The 20,174-nt window shown below is 70.3% G+C and carries 19 protein-coding genes; 10 read left to right on the top strand and 9 right to left on the bottom strand.

Annotated features, from left to right (window positions below):
* The first annotated feature begins 106 nt into the window (after positions 1-106).
* Genes VGJ14_11215 through VGJ14_11205 form a run of 3 tightly spaced genes read left to right on the top strand, consistent with a single transcriptional unit; the run spans position 107 to position 1,942 of the window.
* A complete protein-coding gene (locus VGJ14_11215; protein HEY2832984.1) occupies positions 107-1,180 on the top strand; it encodes a putative sulfate exporter family transporter in 1,074 nt (357 codons plus the stop codon).
* Positions 1,181-1,217: 37 nt separating this feature from the next.
* The gene (locus tag VGJ14_11210) at positions 1,218-1,619 is read left to right on the top strand and encodes a DUF202 domain-containing protein (protein HEY2832983.1); all 402 of its coding nucleotides are present in this window, start codon (positions 1,218-1,220) and stop codon (positions 1,617-1,619) included.
* 2 nt (positions 1,620-1,621) lie between these two features.
* The gene (locus tag VGJ14_11205; GenBank protein HEY2832982.1) at positions 1,622-1,942 is read left to right on the top strand and encodes a DUF202 domain-containing protein; all 321 of its coding nucleotides are present in this window, start codon (positions 1,622-1,624) and stop codon (positions 1,940-1,942) included.
* A gap of 3 nt (positions 1,943-1,945) precedes the next feature.
* Here the strand turns inward: VGJ14_11205 and VGJ14_11200 are convergent, their stop codons facing one another.
* Positions 1,946-3,337 carry an MBL fold metallo-hydrolase gene (locus VGJ14_11200; GenBank protein ID HEY2832981.1) on the bottom strand — a complete coding sequence of 464 codons (1,392 nt, stop codon included), beginning with the start codon at positions 3,335-3,337 and terminating at the stop codon, positions 1,946-1,948.
* A gap of 75 nt (positions 3,338-3,412) precedes the next feature.
* On the opposite strand from VGJ14_11200, the gene VGJ14_11195 reads away from it, so the two are divergent.
* Positions 3,413-4,192 carry a GntR family transcriptional regulator gene (locus VGJ14_11195; GenBank protein HEY2832980.1) on the top strand — a complete coding sequence of 260 codons (780 nt, stop codon included), beginning with the start codon at positions 3,413-3,415 and terminating at the stop codon, positions 4,190-4,192.
* A 1-nt stretch (position 4,193) separates the two neighbouring features.
* Here VGJ14_11195 and VGJ14_11190 read toward each other — a convergent pair whose 3' ends face one another.
* From VGJ14_11190 to VGJ14_11165, 6 genes are all read right to left on the bottom strand, one after another.
* Positions 4,194-4,505, bottom strand: a complete 312-nt coding sequence (locus VGJ14_11190; GenBank protein HEY2832979.1) for an STAS domain-containing protein — start codon at positions 4,503-4,505, stop codon at positions 4,194-4,196.
* On the bottom strand, positions 4,495-5,664 hold the full coding sequence (locus tag VGJ14_11185; protein HEY2832978.1) for a SpoIIE family protein phosphatase: 1,170 nt from the start codon (positions 5,662-5,664) through the stop codon (positions 4,495-4,497). Before VGJ14_11185 ends, VGJ14_11190 begins: the two co-directional genes overlap by 11 nt.
* Before the next feature lie 73 nt (positions 5,665-5,737).
* Positions 5,738-6,715 (bottom strand): methylmalonyl Co-A mutase-associated GTPase MeaB, encoded by a 978-nt coding sequence (gene meaB / locus VGJ14_11180; GenBank protein ID HEY2832977.1) that lies wholly within the window; start codon positions 6,713-6,715, stop codon positions 5,738-5,740.
* Complete coding sequence (gene scpA / locus VGJ14_11175; protein ID HEY2832976.1) at positions 6,712-8,871, bottom strand: methylmalonyl-CoA mutase; 2,160 nt, start codon at positions 8,869-8,871, stop codon at positions 6,712-6,714. The genes meaB and scpA overlap by 4 nt, the downstream gene beginning before the upstream one ends.
* On the bottom strand, positions 8,868-10,310 hold the full coding sequence (locus VGJ14_11170; GenBank protein HEY2832975.1) for a methylmalonyl-CoA mutase subunit beta: 1,443 nt from the start codon (positions 10,308-10,310) through the stop codon (positions 8,868-8,870). Before VGJ14_11170 ends, scpA begins: the two co-directional genes overlap by 4 nt.
* A 64-nt stretch (positions 10,311-10,374) precedes the next feature.
* A complete protein-coding gene (locus VGJ14_11165) occupies positions 10,375-10,749 on the bottom strand; it encodes a hypothetical protein (protein ID HEY2832974.1) in 375 nt (124 codons plus the stop codon).
* 123 nt (positions 10,750-10,872) lie between these two features.
* On the opposite strand from VGJ14_11165, the gene VGJ14_11160 reads away from it, so the two are divergent.
* Entirely contained in the window at positions 10,873-11,727 is an 855-nt protein-coding gene (locus tag VGJ14_11160; protein ID HEY2832973.1) for an NAD(P)-dependent oxidoreductase, read from the top strand.
* Here VGJ14_11160 and VGJ14_11155 read toward each other — a convergent pair.
* The gene (locus VGJ14_11155) at positions 11,702-12,700 is read right to left on the bottom strand and encodes an NADPH:quinone oxidoreductase family protein (protein ID HEY2832972.1); all 999 of its coding nucleotides are present in this window, start codon (positions 12,698-12,700) and stop codon (positions 11,702-11,704) included. The two genes, VGJ14_11160 and VGJ14_11155, sit on opposite strands and share 26 nt — an antisense overlap.
* A 134-nt stretch (positions 12,701-12,834) precedes the next feature.
* Here VGJ14_11155 and VGJ14_11150 point away from each other — a divergent pair, with 134 nt between their 5' ends.
* Genes VGJ14_11150 through VGJ14_11135 form a run of 4 tightly spaced genes read left to right on the top strand, consistent with a single transcriptional unit; the run spans position 12,835 to position 17,793 of the window.
* Positions 12,835-13,605 (top strand): HAD-IA family hydrolase, encoded by a 771-nt coding sequence (locus VGJ14_11150; GenBank protein ID HEY2832971.1) that lies wholly within the window; start codon positions 12,835-12,837, stop codon positions 13,603-13,605.
* Positions 13,606-13,614: 9 nt separating this feature from the next.
* Entirely contained in the window at positions 13,615-15,969 is a 2,355-nt protein-coding gene (locus VGJ14_11145; GenBank protein ID HEY2832970.1) for a glycosyl hydrolase family 65 protein, read from the top strand.
* A 46-nt stretch (positions 15,970-16,015) separates the two neighbouring features.
* On the top strand, positions 16,016-16,969 hold the full coding sequence (locus VGJ14_11140; protein ID HEY2832969.1) for an ATP-binding cassette domain-containing protein: 954 nt from the start codon (positions 16,016-16,018) through the stop codon (positions 16,967-16,969).
* A complete protein-coding gene (locus VGJ14_11135; protein HEY2832968.1) occupies positions 16,966-17,793 on the top strand; it encodes an ABC transporter permease in 828 nt (275 codons plus the stop codon). The genes VGJ14_11140 and VGJ14_11135 overlap by 4 nt, the downstream gene beginning before the upstream one ends.
* A gap of 10 nt (positions 17,794-17,803) precedes the next feature.
* Here the strand turns inward: VGJ14_11135 and VGJ14_11130 are convergent, their stop codons facing one another.
* The gene (locus tag VGJ14_11130; GenBank protein ID HEY2832967.1) at positions 17,804-18,241 is read right to left on the bottom strand and encodes a hypothetical protein; all 438 of its coding nucleotides are present in this window, start codon (positions 18,239-18,241) and stop codon (positions 17,804-17,806) included.
* A 294-nt stretch (positions 18,242-18,535) separates the two neighbouring features.
* Between VGJ14_11130 and VGJ14_11125 the strand changes: the two genes are divergently transcribed.
* Positions 18,536-20,174: MMPL family transporter (locus VGJ14_11125; GenBank protein ID HEY2832966.1), on the top strand; the 1,639-nt coding region annotated here is incomplete at its 3' end.

Below are 20,174 nucleotides of genomic sequence, written 5' to 3'. Positions count from 1 at the left end.
CTCGGAGTGTGATCTTTGTCCGTACAATAAACCCGCGAACCGCGTGGCGCCAGGATTCCCGCCGGCCTATCATTTGTACGTACATTTGATGGGACGCGGAGGTGCGATGACCACGCTGCGGGTGAGCGACCGGCTGCTCGCCCGGCCGAGGCTGCCCGTCTACCGGTGCCGACCGGACTGCCGCACTCCGCGCCACCGCCCCGGCCTCGACGTGCTGCCCGGCCTGTCCGTGGTCGCGCTGTGCACCGCGCTCGCGTTCGGCATCGCCGATGTTCTCCCTGGACTGAATCCGGCCACCTGCGCCGTGCTGCTGGGCGCGCTGCTGGCCAACGCCGGGCTGCACACCGACGCGCTGCATCCAGGCACGCACCTGGCCGGGCACCGGGTGTTGCGGCTCGCGGTGGTGCTGCTCGGCTTCTCGTTGTCCGCGGCCACCCTGCGCGCGATCGGCCCGGCCGGCGCGCTGCTGGTCGCGGTCACCGTGGGCGTCACGTTCAGCGGCATGCTCGCGCTCGGCCGGCTGCTGGGGCTCTCCTCGGCTCGCTCGCTGCTGTTGGCCAGTGGCTACTCGATCTGCGGCGCCTCTGCGGTGGCCGCGGTGCGCTCCGTGGTGGACGCGGACGACGATGACGTCGCGGTGGCGGTCGCGCTGGTCACCCTGTGCGGCAGCCTGGCCATCTTTGTGCTGCCCGCGCTGCACGGCGTGCTGGGCCTGGACCCCGTGCAGTTCGGCAGTTGGGTCGGGGCCAGCGTGCACGACGTCGGGCAGACCGTGGCCACCGCGCAGGCGGTGCCCGGCGCGCTGACCGTGGCCATGGTGATCAAGCTGTCGCGAGTGGCCCTCCTGCTGCCGCTGGTCACGGTCCTTGGCGTGCGGGCACGCCGGACCCACCCGGAGGCAACGCTGCACAGGCCGCCGGTGCTGCCGGTGTTCCTGCTCGGCTTCATCGCGGCGGCGGCGCTGAACAGCACCGGGTGGTTGCCTTCGCCCACGCTGAGCGCGCTGCAGTACGCCCAGCACATCGCCCTGGTCGCCGCCCTGGTCGGCCTGGGCACCGGCATCCACCGACGGGTGCTGGCCCGGGCCGGCGGCCGGGCGTTGCTGGTCGGGTTCGGTGGGTGGGTGTTGGTGGCGGGCACCGCACTGACGGTGATCCACCTGGCCGGCATCACCGGCTGACGGCGCGGCACGTGAGAAGGTCGGTGCGGAGGTGGTGATGGCGAAGCTGTCGCCGTGGGTGCGCCGGGCCGGGGACCGTCCGGTGCTCCCGGAGGACACTGAGGCCGACCCGGACTACCGCTTCACCCTGGCCAACGAGCGCACCTTTCTCGCCTGGATGCGCACCGCGCTCGGCCTGCTCGCCGGCGCGGTGGCCCTGGTGCACGTGGCGGGCAATAACCATGCCACCACCACGCAGCGGACCTTGGCGGTGGTGCTCGCCTGCCTCGGCATCCTGGTGTGTGTGACCAGCATCCGTCGCTGGCAGGCGGTGCAAGCGGCCATGCGTCGCGGCGAGGACCTGCCGCGCTCCCATCAACCGGTGCTGCTCGGCGTGGCTGTCGGTCTGGTCGGCGCCGCGGTGGTGATCCTGCTGCTGCACGCCGGCGGCAAGCTGTGAGCGTGCTGCGCGAGGACCGCCCCGGCCTGCAGGCCGAACGCACGCTGCTGTCCTGGGATCGCACCGCGCTCGCGGCGCTCAGCAACGGCGCCCTGCTCTTGGTGCGCAACCTCAACCGGGAGGACGTGCTGCGCATGGCCGCCGCCGCGGTGGCCGCGGTCGTGGCGTTGCTCGCCGCCTATCTGGGTCGGTTACGTGCCGAGCAGATCAGCGGGGCCGCCCGGCACCGTCATGTGGTCACCGCGGGGCCGGCCATGCTCACCCTGGCGCTCGGCGTGCTGGCGCTGGGCAGCCTGGACCTGATCACCATCCTGACCGGATAGCCGTCACGCCAGCGCGTGCTCCTTGGCCCAGGCGGCCCAACCGCCCAGCAGGTCGGAGACGTCGGTGAAACCGTTGGCCTCCAGCAGGCTGGACGCAGCGATGGAGCGGTAACCGCCCGCGCAGTGCACCAGCACCGGCCGCGACCGGTCGAGGGAGTCCATCGTGGTGCGCAACTGCGTCACGTTGAGGTTGACCGCGCCGGGCAGTGCGCCGCCCGCGTGCTCGCCCGGCGCCCGCACGTCGACCACCTGCAGGTCCGGGTGGGCAGCCACGGCCTCGGTGGCCTGACGCACGGTCAGTCGGGACGAGGACACCATCAGCTCCGGGTGGGCAATGAGTTCGTGCAGGTCGGACAGCTGAGCGGCAATCAGGTCGACGCCGACCCGGGACAGTCGTAGCCGCGCCTCGGCACACTGATCCTCGGAGCCGATCAGCACCACCGGTTGTTCGGTGGCGAGTAGGGCCGCGGCGTACTCGGCGAAGCGGCCGGACAGGCCCACGTTTATGGCGCCGCGCAGATGGGAGGCGGCGAAGGCCTGATCGTCGCGCACGTCCAGCAGCAGATAACCCAGCCGCTCGTGGTGGCGCACCGCGGTGATCGCGTCGACGTGCTGCACCGGCAGCTCCGCGTCGAAGGGCAGATGCCCGGCCCGATTGACCGCCACCTCCTCGGCGAAATACGCGGGCGGGGCACCCAGGCCGTGGGTGACCACCTGCACGAACTCGTCCTCGGTCATCGGCGCCAACGCGTAGTTCGAGCCGCGCTGCGCACCGAGGGTGGACACGGTGTCGCTGGACAGCGCCTTGCCGCAGGCGCTGCCCGCGCCGTGACCGGGATAGACCAGCACCTGATCGGGCAACGGCAGGATCTTGGTGCGCAGCGAGCGGTACAGGTCCTTGGCCATGTCCTCGGAGCTGCGCCCGGCCGAGCCGAGCAGGTCCGGACGGCCGACGTCGCCGAGGAACAGCGTGTCCCCGGTGAGGATTGCGTGCGGCGCGGTGTCCGCGCCATGGGAGAACACGGCCAGCGTGATCGACTCCGGGGTGTGCCCCGGGGTGGACAGCACCTGCAGCACCACTCCGGTCGCCGGATCGCCCAGTTCGATGCGCTCGCCGTCGGCCAGTCGCCGGATCGGGAACGTCACCGGGGACACCTCGCCCATGGCGATGTCCGCGCCGGTGCGTTGTGCCAACTCGGTGTGGCCGGGGATGAAGTCGGCGTGCACGTGGGTGAGCAGCACCAGTTCGATGCGCAAGCCCTCGGCGGCCGCGTCGGTGAGGTACTCGTCCACATCGCGGCGCGGGTCGACCACCACCGCACGTCGGGACTGCGAGTCCGCAACCAGATAGGAGGCCTGGGACAGACAACCCAGGTAGTACTGCTTGAGGATCATCGCGCTCCTCCTCCACCCATATGTACGTACAATAGCTCGTCTAGGCTGCTCGCAACGAGTGGTTGAGGGGTGCGCATGGTCAAGCGGGTTCGGCCGCGCGCGCTGGACCGCGCCAACTCCACTCCGCTGTGGCAGCAGCTCGAGGCCGATCTGCAACGTCGGATGGACGCCGGCGCCTTTGAGACGGCGTTCCCCGGCGAGTTCGAGCTGGCCGAGCAGTATCAGGTCAGCCGGCACACGGTGCGGGAGGCGCTGCGTCGTATGCGCCGCGACGGGGTCATCGATTCCGCCCGCGGCCGCGGTAGTTCGGTGAGCCGGCCGGAGCTGCAGCAACCCCTCGGTGCGCTGTACTCCCTGTTCCGCTCGGTGGAGATGACCGGCGCGGAACAGCGCAGCCAGGTGCTGGTGCTGGATACCCGCACCGACGCCGCGGTGGCGGCCCGGCTCGGCGTCGCCGAGGACACCGGGTTCGTGTTCCTGGAGCGGCTGCGGTTGGCCGACTCCGAGCCGTTGGCGCACGACCGGACCTGGCTGCTGCGCGACCTGGCCGAACCACTGCTGGGCGGGCAGTTCGGCCACTCCGGCCTCTACGACGAGCTGGCCCGGCTCACCGGCGCGCGGCTGACCGGGTCCCGTGAGGTGATCCGCGCGGTGCTGCCGCCGCCGGAGCTACGCCGGCTGCTCGGGTTGCGCGCGGGCACCGCGGCGTTGGCGGTGGAGCGCATCGGCTGTCTGGACGGCGCCCCGGTGGAGTACCGGGAGAGCCTGATCCGCGGCGACCGGTTCGCGATGAGCGCGGAGTGGCCGGGCCGCGGGGAGTACCGGGTGGACGTGACCGGGATGGGCGCCGGGTGACTCAGACCAGGTCGACCCGCGCGGCCTCGGCCAGGCCGCCGATCTCCAGCACCCGGGCGACGATCGAGTCCTTTTCCACCGTCACCTGCATGCCACCACCGCCCCCGGCGTATTCGAACAGGGCGGCCATGCCGGCGCTGTCCAGGTAGCGCACTGCGCGCAGGTCCACCTGCAACGCGGTACCGGCCGAGGCGGCCTCGGCCAACGCACTGCGCAATCGGGGCGCGGTGGCCAGATCGACCTCGCCGAGCACAGTGACGGCGGCTCCGTCGACGGAGACGGCAAAAGCCTCGGCAGGCACGTCAGACGGCACGATCAAGCTCCTTACGCAACCGGACAAGGGTTCCCTCCGGGCCGCCGACGATAACGGCACGGTCCATCAGGTGTTCCATCAAGTGACGACCGCGACCTCGGTTGCCGCCGGCCGTTGGCACCTTCCACACCCCTTCGTCCCGAACCAACAGGTTCAGGCGGCCGGCCACGAGGCACGCCCACAGTTCGACGTTGCGACTCCCGGAAAACGCGTATCCGTGTTCGATGGCGTTCGCGCAGGCCTCCCCGGCGGCAATGAGCACCGCGGTGGCATCACGCTCCCCGACCCCGACCGTGCCCAGCCACTCGCGTAGCGCGGCACGAGCGACGGCCAGCTCCGCGGCATCCGGCGCCAGCAGGGTGTGAAATGGCGCGGGGCTGCGGTGTCGGTAGAGCAACAGCGCCACGTCCTCGGCGTGGCCGCCCGCAGTGAGCGAGCGCTCCAGCACTTCAGCGGCCATCTCGTCCTCGTCGTCCAGCCGCATGGCGACCGCGACCGCAGCGGTGAGTCGGTCGATCCCGTTATTCGGGTGCTCCCGGCGGCGCTGCACCAGGCCATCGGTGTACATGGCGAGCACCGACCCGGTGCGCAGCGTCGCTGACGCCCGGGTGCGCACCACCCCGGGCAGCGTGGCCAGCGGCACCGAGTGGACGTCGGAGAGCAACTCGATGGTGTGGTCGGCGTGCACCAACACGCCGGGCGGGAGCCCGGCCGAGGCGTATTCGAGGTGTCCGTAGCACTGGTCGATGACCGCGCAGAACACGCTGGTGCGCTCCGCGTTCGGGGTGAGCACGGCGAAGTCGTCCAGCGCGGCGAGCACCTCGGCCGGCCCCTTGGCCTGCAACAACAGCGCCCGGCAGGCGCTGCGCAGTTGGTCCAACACCGCGGCCGCGACCGGGCCCTTGCCGATGCAGTCGCCCACCACCACGCCGACCTTGTCCTCATCGAGCTCGACCACGTCATACCAGTCCCCGCTGACCTCCAGGGGGAGCACAGCCGGGGAATAACGAGCGGCGAATCCGATGGGCATGTCACTCGGTCCGAGGGGGGAGCGCTGCAGGGTCGGCGCGACGGTGCGCCATACATCGTAAGCATGGGCGGGCGCGCCAATCCCGCTGACCAGGCCGGGTTCGGTGGTCTCCAGCTGGAAGGTGCCCATGACCAGTCGCTGCCCCGTTTGCGGATCCACTAACGACCCGGGCCCCCGCTGGACGTGCGACAGCACCACCGTCTCAGGTGTGCAGGAAGCGATCCACCACCGCGTCCGCGGCGTGAACCGGGGACAGTTCGCCGGCTCGCACTTGCGCTTCCAGTTGGGTGGCCAGCGCCCGAACCTCGCCATGTTCGCGCAGCCGTCGGTCCAGGTCGTCGCGCACGGTGGCCCACATTGCCTCGACGCGTTGGTTGCGGTGGCGTTCGTCCAGCGCCCCGGCCCGGCGCAGGTGCTCCACGTGCTTGCCCAGCGCGTCCCACACCTCGGGCAGGCCGACGTCGGTCAGCCCACTGCAGGTGAGCACCGGCGCGATCCACCCGGTCTCATCCGGGCCGAGCAGGCGCATGGTGCCGGCCAGCTCGCGGGCCGCGGTGCGCGCGTCGCCCTCGTGCGGACCGTCCGCCTTGTTGACCGCGACCACGTCGGCCAGTTCGAGCACGCCCTTCTTGATCCCCTGGAGCTGGTCGCCGGTACGGGCCAGGGTCAGCAGCAGGAAGGTGTCGACCATCTCGGCGACCGCGGTCTCCGACTGACCGATGCCCACGGTCTCCACCAGCAGCACGTCGTAGCCTGCGGCGGCCAGCACCGTCATCGAGGCCCGGGTGGCCCGGGTCACCCCACCCAGGCTGCCCGCGGTCGGCGCCGGGCGGACGAAGGCGTTCGGGTCGTTGGCCAGCCGGGCCATGCGCGTCTTGTCGCCCAGGATGGAGCCGCCGCTGCGCGCCGAGGACGGGTCCACGGCCACCACCGCGACCCGGTGCCCCTGCTGGGTCAGGAACGAGCCGAACCCGTCGATGAACGTCGACTTGCCCACGCCGGGCATTCCGGTGATGCCCACCCGCCGGGCTTCGTTCGCGTACGGGTCCAGCCGGTCGAGCAGCGCCGCGGCCACCTCGCGGTGGTCGGCCCGGGTGGACTCGACCAGCGTGATGGCGCGGCCGATCGCGGTGCGGGAGCCGTCCCGGACCTCCGCGGCGAGGGCGTCCGGATCTTTCACGCGGCGTCGGATTGGGCGCGCAGCGCGTCGATCAGTTCCAGCGCGGCGTCCGGGATCACGGTGCCGGGGGTGAACACCGCGGCCGCGCCCGCGTCGCGCAGCGGTTGCACGTCCTGCGGCGGGATCACGCCGCCGACGACCACCATGATGTCCGGGCGGCCGAGGTCGGCCAGCGCCTGCTTGAGGGCGGGCACCAGGGTCATGTGACCGGCGGCCAACGAGGACACCCCGATCACGTGCACATCCGCCTCGATGGCCTGGCGGGCCACCTCCTCCGGGGTGGAGAACAGCGGGCCGACGTCGACGTCGAAACCGAGGTCGGCGAAGGCCGTGGCGATCACCTTCTGGCCGCGGTCGTGTCCGTCCTGGCCCATCTTGGCGACCAGGATGCGGGGTCGGCGGCCCTCGGCCCGTTCGAACTCCGCGGCGGCCTCCCGGACCGTCGCGACCTGCGGGTTGCCGCTCGCCTCACTGCGGTACACGCCACTGATCGTACGAATAGTGCCGGCGTAGCGGCCGAACACCTTTTCCATGGCGTCGGACATCTCCCCGACGGTGGCGTGCTTGCGGGCCGCGTCGATGGCCGCGGCAAGCAGGTTCACGTCGTCGCCGGCGCCGGGCTGGACGTCCATCCCGGCGATCTCGGTGAGCCGGGCCAGCGCGGCCCGGCAGGCCTCCTCGTCGCGCTCCGCGCGCAGCCGGGCCAACTTGGCCAACTGGGCCTCGCGCACCGCCCGGTTGTCGACCGCACGTACCTCGATGTCGTTGTCGCTCGACACCCGGTACTTGTTGACCCCGATCACCGTCTGGGTGCCGGAGTCGATGCGTGCCTGGGTGCGGGCGGCGGCCTCCTCGATGCGCATCTTCGGCAGACCCGCCTCGATGGCCTTGGCCATGCCGCCGGCGTCCTCCACCTCCTGGATACGCGCCCAGGCCTGGTGCGCCAGGTCGTGGGTGAGCTTTTCCACGTAGGCGCTACCACCCCACGGGTCGATGGAGCGGCAGGTGCCTGACTCGCGGGCCAACAACAACTGCGTATTGCGCGCGATGCGCGCGGAGAAGTCGGTGGGCAGCGCCAACGCCTCGTCCAACGCGTTGGTGTGCAGCGACTGGGTGTGGCCCTGGGTGGCGGCCATCGCCTCCACGCAGGTGCGCACCACATTGTTGAACACGTCCTGCGCGGTCAACGACCAACCGGAGGTCTGGCAGTGCGTGCGCAGCGCCGGCGACTTCTCGGATTTCGCACCTTGTGACCGCACGATCTTCGCCCAGAGCAGGCGCCCGGCCCGCATCTTGGCGACCTCCATGAAGAAGTTCATGCCGATCGCCCAGAAGAACGACAACCGCGGCGCGAACACGTCGATGTCCAGGCCCGCCGCGACACCGGCACGCAGGTACTCCAGGCCGTCGGCCAGCGTGTAGGCCAGCTCCAGATCGGCGGTGGCCCCGGCCTCCTGGATGTGGTAGCCGGAGATGGAGATCGAGTTGAACTTTCCCATGTTCCGGGAGGTGAACCCGAAGATGTCGGAGATGATCCGCATCGACGGGCCGGGCGGATAGATGTAGGTGTTGCGGACCATGAACTCCTTGAGGATGTCGTTCTGAATGGTCCCGGTGAGCTTCTCCGGCGGCACACCCTGTTCCTCGGCGGCGATCACGTAGAGCGCCAGGATCGGCAGCACCGCGCCGTTCATGGTCATCGACACGCTCATCTGATCCAGCGGGATGCCGTCGAACAGCTGGCGCATGTCCAGGATGGAGTCGATCGCCACGCCCGCCATGCCCACATCGCCGGGCACCCGCGGGTGGTCGGAGTCGTAACCGCGGTGCGTGGGCAGGTCGAACGCAATCGACAGACCCTTCTGACCCGCCGCCAGATTGCGCCGGTAGAAGGCGTTCGACTCCTCCGCGGTGGAGAAGCCCGCGTATTGCCGGATGGTCCACGGCTGGTTGACGTACATGGTCGGGTAAGGCCCGCGCAGGAACGGCGCGATGCCCGGCAGCGTGTTGAGGAAGTCAACGTCGCCGAGGTCGGCCGCGGTGTACAGCGCGGCCACGTCGATGCCCTCCGGGGTCACCCACGCCTCGGTGTCCGGGAACGTCGCGCCGTTGGCGGATGGCGCAGGCAGCGGCAGGGAACTGAAGTCGGGGATCACGGCGCCACCTTGGAGTACTCCGATTCCCAACGGATACGCGGCAACCCGCCGCTGGGCGGCGCGGCGGCCGGCGGTCGCTGGAGCAACTTCTCGTCCGGCAAGGTAAACACGGTGACCCCGACGATGCTTTCGCTGCCGGAGGTGAGCGCCGCCACCCGTTCGCGCCGGGAGCGCTCGATGCGTGCCGCGACCGATCCGTCCGCCAACCCCGCAGCCAGCCCGCGGGCCTTCTCGATATCGGTGAACACCGCCCACGCGGCGCCGGCCAACTCCTCGCTCAGTGCCTCGTGCAACCAGGACCCGCCCGCCGGGTCCAGCACCGCGCCGACGTGCGACTCCTCGAGCAGCAGCGCCGGGGTGTTGCGGGCGACGCGTCGGGCCAGCACATCCGGGCGACCCAGCGCCGCGTCGAACGGGCGCACGGTGATCACATCCGCGCCACCCACACACGCGGAGAAGCAGGCCAAGGTGGTGCGCAGCATGTTGTTCCACGGGTCGTGCTTGGTCATCATCGGCCAGCCGGTCACCACGTGCTGGCGCATGCCGGCCGCGGGCCCACGCTCGCCGCACTCGGCGGCCACCGCGGCCCAGGTGCGCCGGGCCGCGCGCAGCTTGGCCACCGTGGCGAATTGGTCGGCGGTCGCGGAGAGTCGGAACTCGATCTGGTTCAGTGCGCCGGCCACGTCCAGCCCGGCGTCGGTCAGCGCGCGCAGCGCGGCGACGCCACCGGCCAACGCCAGGCCGATCTCCTCGGCGTTGGTCGCGCCCGCGTCGTGGTACGGCAGCGCGTCGACCACCAGCGCCCGCAAGCCGGGGTGCTCGGCGGCCACCCGGCGCGCCAGTTCCGCGGCGGCGTCGGCATCTGACGCGATATCGGCGGCGTGGCCGGTGCGGGCCGCGATGCCCCAGGGGTCCAGGCCGAGACACCCGGTGAGGGCGGCGCCGTCCACCCCGGAATCGGCCGCCAGCTTCAGGTAGGCCTCGGCGGCGGGGATCGCCTCTCCGCCGGCATCCAGACAGATCCCGGCCAGATCCAACAGCACGCCATCCAGCGCGGCCGGCAAATCACCCACTGCGATGGCGCCCGCACCCAGTTGCAGCCACAGCGAGCTGACGCCACCGTCCAGGTCGACCAAGGCGGTCTCGGAGAGGTTCTTCGGGTCCGGATCGGCGAAGTGCGCGCGTACATCCCAGCCGGCCCGCAGGCCGTCCGTGGTCCGGCCACGGGTGAACGGGAAAAAGCCGGGCAGACCGGTCGGCGGGGCGTCGACCGCCGCGGTGTACAGCGGAGCGATCGGGATGCCGTCCGCGGTGTGCGAGGTCAACGCGTCGATGGCGTCGCCCTCGACCCCGGACCGGGCCACGATCTTGGCCACCAGCCCCTGCCACTGCTCGGTCGTCGGCGTGGGGAATTCCCCGCCGAGCACCAGTTCCGTCATTCACCCATCCTCAGTGCCGGGCCCCACTGCGGCGCCCCGCGAACAGTCGCACGTTTGTGTGCCGTCATCCGCGCCGACCGAACAGAGGTCGCCTGTGTCGGGGACCGTCCTCGTCGTCGGACTCGAGGTACTCGGGCACCGCGAACAGCTGCAGGTTCTGCGTGCTCTGCACAGTGATGCCGTGCTGCGCGCGCTCCGCGTCCAACATGGCCAACGCGGCGTGCGCCCGGTGGATCGAGTCCAGGCTGGACCAGTAGGTGACCGCGGCCATGGTGCCCTCATCGGGATCGATGCCCCAGTACCCGAGCCGGAAGCCGGGTCGCTTCTCCAGCACCGCCAGCGTGGCCGTGGTGCTGTCCTTGAGGTAGCTGACGGCGGCCTGGTCGCCTGCGTCGTTCGCGCGGTAGATCACCACCCGCAGCCAGGTCTCGCCGGCCATCGACCCTCCACAACTCGGCCGGTCAGGACCGGTCCCCAGCACCTTATTACCCGCTGGTCAGGCTGCGGCTGACCGGTCCCTAGGATGACTCGACCCCGTTTTCCTCGCCCCGGGAGGCCCGGAATGACCGGCACGTTGAAGGAACGCACGTTGCTGATCTCCGGGGCCAGCCGGGGCATCGGTCTGGCCATCGCGCTGGCCGCGGCTCGCGACGGCGCGAATGTCGCGTTCATCGCAAAGACCGCGGAGCCACACCCCAAGCTCGAGGGCACCATCTACACCGCGGCCGCGGAGATCGAGGCCGCCGGTGGGCAGGCGTTACCGATCCTCGGCGATGTGCGCGACGAGGCCTCGGTGGCCGACGCCGTGGCCGCGACCGTCGCGAAGTTCGGTGGCATCGACATCTGCGTGAACAACGCCAGCGCCATCGACCTGCGCCCGACCGAGGCGTTGGACCTGAAGCGCTACGACCTGATGCAGTCGATCAACGCGCGCGGCACGTTCGTGCTCTCCAAGGCCTGCATCCCACACCTGAAGCGAGGCACCAACCCGCACGTGCTCACGCTGTCCCCGCCGATCGACCTGCGCCCCGAGTGGCTGGGTGCGCACACCGGATACACCGTGGCCAAGTTCGGTATGACGCTGACCGCGCTGGGCCTGGCCGCCGAGTTGGCCGACGCCGGTGTTGCCTCGAACACGCTGTGGCCACGCACGTTGGTGGCCACCGCCGCGGTGCGCAACCTGCTCGGCGGTGACGCGGCGATGGCCCGGGCGCGCAAACCCGAGGTGTATGCCGACGCCGCCTACAAGATCCTCACCTCGCCGTCCCGGGAGTGCACCGGCAACCAGTTCCTCTGCGAGGACGTGTTGGTCGCGCACGGGGTCACCGATCTCTCGGTGTACGACGTGGTGCCCGGCGGTAGCCTGCAGGCCGACCTCTACGTGGACGACATCAACCCGCCGGGCTATCGGAGCTGACCATGACGACGCGGCCCACGGTCGCCCCGTCGGCCAGTCGCTGCAGGGCGGCGGGCACCTCGCTCAGCCCGTGCTGTTCGCCGACCAGCGGTCGGATGGCGCCGGCGGAAACCAGCGGCAACAACGCCTCGTGGCACTCGGCAATCACCTGCGGTTTGCGGCTGCGATAAAGCCCCCAGTGCAGCCCGATCACCGAGTAGTTCTTCACCAGCACGTGATTCAGTGCGGCCTGCTGGATCTCGCCACCGGCGAAGCCGATGACCAGGATGCGACCTTCGAAGCCGACGCATTTGGTGGCCTGCTGGTAGGCCGCGCCACCGACCGGGTCGTAGACGACGTCCACGCCGGCCGGCGCGACGGCCTTCACCGCGGCGACCACGTCCTCGGTGTGCCGGTCGATGACCACGTCGGCGCCGAGCTCGGCCACGACCTTGGCTTTCTCCGCTCCGCCGACCACCCCGATCACCCGGGCGCCCGCCGCCTTGCCCAATTGCACCGCCGCGCTGCCCACGCCACCGGCAGCGGCCTGCACCAGCAGCGTTTCCCCGGCGCGCAGTTGGGTTCGCCGATGCAGTGCGAACCAGCTCGTCTGATAGGCAATCAGAAAACCGGCCGCGGCGGCGTCGGCCAACTCCGCCGGGGCAGGGTAGGCGTACGCGGCGTCCAGAATCGCGTACTGGGCGTAGCCACCGTGCGGGAGCACGGTGGTGCCCATCACCCGGGCACCGATCGGCGGGCCGGTGACGTCCGGTCCCAGCGCGACCACGTCGCCGCACAACTCCAGCCCCGGCGTGAAAGGCAACTCGGGTCTTTCCTGGTAGGCCCCGCGGATCATCAGCACGTCGGGGAAGTTCGCCGCGGTCGCGCGCACCCGTACCAGGAGCTGTCCGGGCCCCGGCTCGGGCACCGCGATGTCGTCGAGCCGGAGCACATCCGCGATCTCGCCGTTCCCGGCCACCTGCCATGCCTGCATTGCAGGATCCTGCCGGCCGGGGCAGGGGGAGGTCACACCAGATGCCGGCGCCGGACGGTGGGTATCCGCCGGCATGTTCGGCCGGCCATCGGGGTAGGGGCGCGCTTGCGCGCTTATTAGGCAGGGAGGTCCGTGTGTCGACGCCCACCCAACATTCCCCGGCCACGGGCTTCGGCGGCTTGCCCGGCGCGATCCGCGCCTGCCTGTTCGATCTGGACGGGGTGCTCACCCGCACCGCCGAACTGCACGAGCAGGCCTGGAAACTGGCCTTCGATGAATATCTGCAGTTGCTGGAGAAACGCGACGGCCCGGAGTTCATCCCGTTCACCGCGCACGACTATGAACGTTTCGTGGACGGCAAGCCGCGACTGGCGGGCACCCGGGACTTCCTCGCCTCGCGCAGCCTGGAGCTGCCCGAGGGATCGCCGCAGGACCCGCCGGATCAGCAGACCGTCTGGGGCCTGAGCAACCGCAAGAACGACCTGGTCACCGAGCTGATCACGACCAAGGGCGTGCACGTCTATGAGGGATCGGTGGACTACGTGCGGGCGGTCCGCGCGCACGGCCTGGCCACCTGTGTGGTCACCTCCAGCGCCAACGCGACCAAGGTGCTGGCCGCCGCGCAGATCGAGGACCTGTTCGACGCGCGCATCGACGGGGTGGTGGCCGCCGAACGCAAGCTGCCCGGCAAGCCCGCCCCGGACACCTTCCTGGCCGGCGCCGCGGCGCTCGGGGTGGACGCGCCCGCGGCCGCGGTTTTCGAGGACGCGCTGGCCGGGGTGTCCGCGGGCCGGGCCGGTCACTTCGGTTGCGTGATCGGGGTGGACCGGGTCGGGCAGGGCGCCGCATTGCGGGCGGCCGGCGCCGACCTGGTGGTCCGCGACCTCGCCGAACTGCTGGCCTAGTCCGTACCGGTGATCAGCCAGGACGCGTACCCGGTGGACGAGTGGTCGCTGCGCGAGACCACGCTGAATCTGGACGTGTTGGCCCAGGCTGAATCCTTGTTCGCGTTGTCCAACGGGCACCTGGGATTGCGCGGCAATCTCGACGAGGGGGAGCCCTACGGTGCGCCGGGCACCTACCTGAACTCGTTCCACGAGCTGCGTTCGTTGCCCTACGCGGAGGCCGGCTACGGCTACCCGGAGACCGGCGAGAGCATCGTCAACGTCACCAACGGCAAGCTGATCCGGATCCTCGTCGACGACGAGCCGTTCGACATTCGCTACGGCGACCTGCACGACCACCAGCGCCGCTTGGACCTGCGCACCGGCGTGTTGCACCGCACCGCGGAGTGGACCTCTCCGTCCGGGGCCCGCGTCCGGCTGCGCAGCCGGCGCATCGTCTCGTTGACCCAACGCGCCATCGCCGCGATCCGGGTGGAGATCGAACCGCTGGATGCCGCCGTGCAGGTCGTGTTGCAGTCGGAGTTGGTGGCCAACGAGGACATGCCCGCGCGCAGCGGCGACCCGCGGGTGGCTGCGCAGCTGGGCACGCCACTGGTCGCCGAGGACGCCTTCGTCGACGACCTGCGGGTGACCCTGCTGCACTCCACGCGGCGCAGCGGGCTGCGCATGGCCGCGGCCATGGACCACGAGATCGACGGGCCCGAGGGCATCACCACCCGGGTAGAGGCCGGCGGCGACCTGGGCCGGGTCGCGGTGGTCGCCCAACTCGATCCCGGCGAGCGGTTGCGGATGACCAAGTACCTGGCCTATGGCTGGTCCGCGCGGCGCTCCCCGGCTGCGGTGCGGGATCAGGTCGAGGCGGCGCTGACCGCGGCCGGGGCCCGCGGCTGGGCGGGGCTGCTGCAGGACCAGGCCGCCGCGCTGGGGGACTTCTGGGATCGCGCCGACGTGCGGGTGGACGGGGATGCGCAACTGCAACAGGCGGTGCGCTTCGCGCTGTTCCACGTGCACTGCGCGAGCACCCGCGCGGAGCGCCGACCGGTGCCCGCCAAGGGCCTCACCGGCACCGGCTACGACGGGCACTGCTTCTGGGACACCGAGACCTTCCTGCTCCCGGTGCTCACCTACACCACTCCGCACGCCGCCGCCGACGAACTGCGCTGGCGTGCGGACTGCCTGCTCAGCGCCCGGCAACGAGCGGCGAGCTTGCACCTGGCCGGTGCGGCGTTCCCCTGGCGCACCATCACGGGTGCGGAGTGCTCGGCCTACTGGCCGGCCGGCACCGCCGCGTTCCACGTCAATGCGGACATAGCGGACGCGGTGCTGCGCTACATCAACGCCACCGGCGACGAGGAGTTCGCCCGCACCGTCGGGCTGCCGATTCTGGTCGAGACCGCGCGCATGTGGATGTCGTTGGGCCACTTCGACACCGATGGCGCATTCCGCATCGACGGGGTCACCGGGCCCGACGAGTACAGCGCGATCAGCGACAACAACGTGTTCACGAATCTGATGGTCCAACACAATCTTCGCGGGGCCGCCGATTGCGCGGAACGGCATCCGCAGGACGCCACCGCGCTCGAGGTCGGGCCGGGCGACATCGCTTCCTGGTGGCGGGCGGCGGACGACATGTTCATCCCCTACGACGAGGAGTTGGGCATCCACCCGCAGTCGGAGGGCTTCACCCGCCACGCGAGGCTGGATTTCGCCGCCCTGCCGGACAACCCGTACCCGTTACTGCTGCACGTCCCCTACTTCGACCTGTACCGCAAGCAGGTGGTCAAGCAGGCCGACCTGGTGCTGGCCCTGCACCTGCGCGGGCACCACTTCGATCTCGAGACCAAGCGCCGCAACTTCGACTACTACGAGGAACTGACGGTGCGTGACTCGTCGTTGTCCGCGGCCACGCAGGCGGTGGTGGCGGCCGAGGTCGGTCACCTGGACCTGGCGCTGGACTACGCCGCGGAGGCCGCGTTCGTGGACCTGCACGACCTCGGGCGCAACACCCGCGACGGCCTGCACCTGGCCTCGCTGTCGGGTACCTGGCTGGCGCTGGTGGCGGGCTTCGGTGGGCTGCGTGACCACAGTGACCAGCTGGCCTTCGCCCCGCGGTTGCCGGACGGGCTGACGGGGTTGTGCTTCTCGTTGCTCTACCGCGGCGCGCGGCTTCGGGTGGAGATCGACCGGGACAGCGCGTCCTACACCGTGCTCAGTGGGGACGGCCCCGTGTCACTGCGCCATCATGGCGAGCCGTTGACGGTCGAGCCCAAGCAAACGGTAGCCCGGCAGATCCCCATATTTCCGGCACAACAGACGCCCCGTCAGCCGCCGGGACGCGCGCCCCGGCGCCACCATCCCCGCTAATCCGTTGGTGTGTTGTTCCGCGGTGTGATTCCCTCGTCCGGTGACCATGGACCTGGCCATCGAGGCGCACGGACTGGTCAAGCGTTACGGGGACAAGCTCGCACTCACCGGCGTCGACCTGTCGGTCCCGCGGGGTCGTGTGTGTGGCCTGCTCGGGCCCAATGGGGCGGGCAAGACCACCGCGGTGCGCATCCTCACCACGCTGACCGCCCCCACCGCGGGCACCGCCCGTGTCGCCGGCATCGACGTGACCACCGACCCCATCGGGGTGCGGGCCACGCTCGGCCTGGCCGCGCAGGACGCCACCGTGGACGGCAAGCTCACCGGCTACGAGAACCTGGTGATGATCGGTGAACTGCACCACCTGGGTCGGCGCAACGCCAAGGTGAGGGCGCGGGAGTTACTCGATCAGTTCTCGTTGGCCGACACGGCGAGCAAGCGTGCCGAGCACTACTCCGGCGGTATGCGTCGCCGGCTCGACCTGGCCGCCACGCTGGTCGCCCGCCCGCAGGTGCTGTTCCTCGACGAGCCGACCACCGGGTTGGATCCGCGGGCCCGGCTGGAGTTGTGGGACGTGCTGGAGAAGTTGGTCACCGGTGGTGCCACGATTCTGCTCACCACCCAGTACCTGGAGGAGGCCGACCGGTTGGCCGACGAGATCGTCGTGGTCGACCACGGCCGGGTGATCGCCCGCGGTGACTCCCGCAGCCTCAAACGCCAGGTCGGCGGTGACCAAATCCACGTCGTGGTGACCGATGCGCACGACCTGCCGCGCGTGGTCGAGGCCGTGGATCGCATCAGTGCCGCGGTGCCGCACACCGACGTCGAGGCCCGATCGGTGACCGCACCGGTCACCGGCGGCGTGGCCGCCGTCGCGCGGTTGGCGACGCTGTTGAACCTCGAGGGCATCGCGGTGGAGGACCTGGGCCTACGGCAGCCCACGCTGGACGACGCCTTCCTGGCCCTCACCGGTCAGGCCGTGGAAGGGGAGACGCCGTGAGCACCGTTGCGGTCGCGGCACCGCGCCGCTCGACGCTGGTCGGGGACACCTGGGTGATCGCCCGACGCGGTTTGATCCACATGCGCCGCCAACCCGAGGCGCTGTCCGACGCCACCATCCAGCCGATCATGTTCGTGCTGCTGTTCGCCTACGTTTTCGGCGGCGCCATCGCGGTGCCCGGCGGCGGGTCGTACAAGGAATTCCTGATGGGCGGGATCTTTGCCCAGACCATCGTGTTCGGTTGTTTCAACGTCGCGATGGCGTTGGCCAACGACCGCAACAACGGGGCCATCGACCGATTCCATTCGATGCCCATTCATCCGGCCGCGGTGCTGTGCGGGCACGCGGTGGCCAATGTGTTGCGCTCGCTGCTGCCGATCACCCTCATGTCGGTGACCGGCGCGGTCATCGGCTGGCGCATCCGTGGCGGTGCGGTGGACACCGTCATCGCCTTCGCGCTGATGATCGGCTTCGCGTTCGCGATGATCTGGGTCGGCGTGCTGCTCGGCTCGCTGTGCCGTACCCCCGAGGCGGTGCAGGGCGTCGCGTTCACCACGATCTTCCCGATCACCTTCATCGCCAGCACGTTCGTGCCGTACAACACCTTGCCGGACGGGCTGCGGCAGGTCGCGCTGTGGAACCCGACCACCGCCCTGTCCGAGGCGCTGCGCCAGCGGTTCCACAACCCCGGTGGCCACCCCGCACCGGACTCGCCGTGGCCGATCCTGCATGCGACGGCCTACACATCGATCTGGATGGTCGCCATCATCGCGGTCTGCGCGCCCCTCGCCGTCAAGCTCTACTGGCGCGCCTTCCGGACCTGAGGTGGTTGCCTCAGGCGAAGGTGACCGAGGGCAACGCGGTGCGGGGCACCGCGTCCAGTTGGATGCGGTCGGCCAGTTCGGTGGCCACGGCGGGATCGCCGACCCCGCACTGGCCGAGCAACTCCTGGGTGGCGTCCACGTCCAGGCCCTCCAAGTGGTGCAGGGCGTAGGCGGCGCGGGCGGCGGGGAGGAGCCAAACCAGTTCCTCACCGGCCGGCGTGGCGCGGGCCCGGCGGGCCTCGGCGATCCGCGGCGGCCGGGTCGCGGCCGCCCGGTGCCGTCCGGCGGCCAGCGCCCGACGCACCACCCGGGCGCGCAGCCGCGGGTAGTCGGTGTCCTGCGTCGCGGCCGGCACGGCGAGCAAGGCATGATCCACCGCCGCATGCGCCAGGCGATGACGGCGCTGGCCGAGGGCGGGGGACAGGATTGTGTAGGCCAGCTGCACCAAACGAGCACGGTGTTCAGGCGGTGGTGTGCCGACAACGGCATGCTTTCCGGTCACAGCGAAATCGCTTCCTGCCGGTGGAGCGCGCTGGTGGGGGAACGCGCAGGTGCACTCTTCCACGCACCCCCGACGACACGCCCACCGGGTTCGCGGCGTTTCCCCGGGATTGTGCTGAGTCTGTTCGCACCGCGAAATGCGTCCGGATGTTCCGGTCAAGATCAACCGAAAAACCGATGGCAGCCCTAGTACGGACCCGTACCGTCGCGGTGGGATTCGGATAACGGGGGAGCAATCCGCATGGAACGGCTGGGCGGTTTCGTTCTGCGCCACCGACGCATGGTGGTCGTCGGTTGGGTGCTGCTGATGTTGGTCGGTGTGTTCGCCGCCGGCCAGACATCCAAGCGGCTGTCGCTGGACTTCTCGTTGCCCGGCCAGCCCGGCTACGAGACCGAGAAGCAGATCCTGGCCACCTACGGCAACGGCGGGTCCAACCAGCCGTCGATCGTGGTGGTCACCGTCCCGCAGGACACCACCGTCGACGCGCAGCAGGCGCAGATCGACACGGTGATGATCAAGCTGCACGACGCCGCCCCGGACACCCGGATGGTGGATTACGCGACTACCCACGACCCGGTGTTCCTCACGCAGGACGGCCGCACCACCTACGCGTTGGTGTTCCCGCCGAAGTTCGCCTCGTTCGACCAGAAGCTGCCCACGGTGGCCATGCGCCCGGTGCTGGAGCAGGCCAAGACCGACACCGGCTTCGACTGGGGTGTCACCGGCTACTACGAGCTGTCCCAGAACGGGTCGGACGACAGCGGTCCGAGCCTGCTCGCCGAGACGCTGCTCGGTGGCCTGGGCGCCATGGCCGTACTGGTGTTCCTGTTCGCCTCGTTCCTGGCGCTGATCCCGTTGGCCATCGCCGCGGTGTCGATCCTGAACACGTTCACGATCGTGCTGCTGGGCACCTACGTGTTCAACATCAGCTTCGTGGTCCAGTTCCTCATCGCGCTGGTCGGCCTCGGCGTGGCGGTGGACTACTCGCTGCTGCTGGTCAACCGCTGGCGTGAGGAGCGCGCGCACGGCCGGGACAACCACGAGGCCGTGCAGGTCGCGATGAAGTACGCGGGCCACGCCGTCCTGGCCAGCGCCGGCACCGTGGCCATCAGCCTGTGCTCGCTGCTGGTCATCCCGGTCCCGCTGCTGCGCAGCATGGGCATCGGCGGCATGTTGATCCCGCTGGTCTCCACGGCGGTGGTGCTCACCCTGCTGCCCGCCATCCTCGGCGGCATCGGTCCGCGGGTGGACTGGCCGCGCATCCGCAACGAGAGCCACGCCTCCCGGGCGTGGACCGCCTGGGCGCGATTCATCGTCCGGTTCCGCTGGCCGGCCGCGGCCGCGGCCACCGCGCTGCTGGTCACGCTGATGCTGCCGATCTTCGGCATCAAGATCGGCCAGACGCAGACCGACTCGCTGGCCACCTCCGGGCCGGCGTACACCCAGCTGCACACGCTGCGCGACGGCGGCGTGCCGGCCGGCGTGGTCTCACCGATGGAGGTGCTCGTTTCCGGTGGGGACCTGAACGCGGAGACCCAACAGGTCATCGCCGCCGCGAAGGCCGTGCCCGGCGTGGCCGCCGCGTACGCACCGGACAACGACCAATGGCGCAAGGACGGCACCGCGCTGGTCGAGGTGATCCCGGTCAACGAAACCGTGGACTCCACCGAGGCGCACGTGGCCTCGGATCTGCACAAGGCGGTCAAGGACATCCCCGGCGTGGTCGGCGTGGCCGGTATCGGCCCGACCATCACCGACTACATCAACGCGGTCTACAAGAACTTCCCGTACAGCCTGGGCATCATCGCGCTGGTCACGTTCCTGCTCTTGGTGCGGACCTTCCGGTCGATCCTGCTGCCGATCAAGGCCATCCTGCTCA

This window comes from Sporichthyaceae bacterium, from assembly GCA_036493475.1.
GTDB lineage: Bacteria > Actinomycetota > Actinomycetes > Sporichthyales > Sporichthyaceae > DASQPJ01.
Note: the sequence above shows the minus strand (reverse complement) of the source record. Positions and strands in the feature narration are given on the sequence as shown.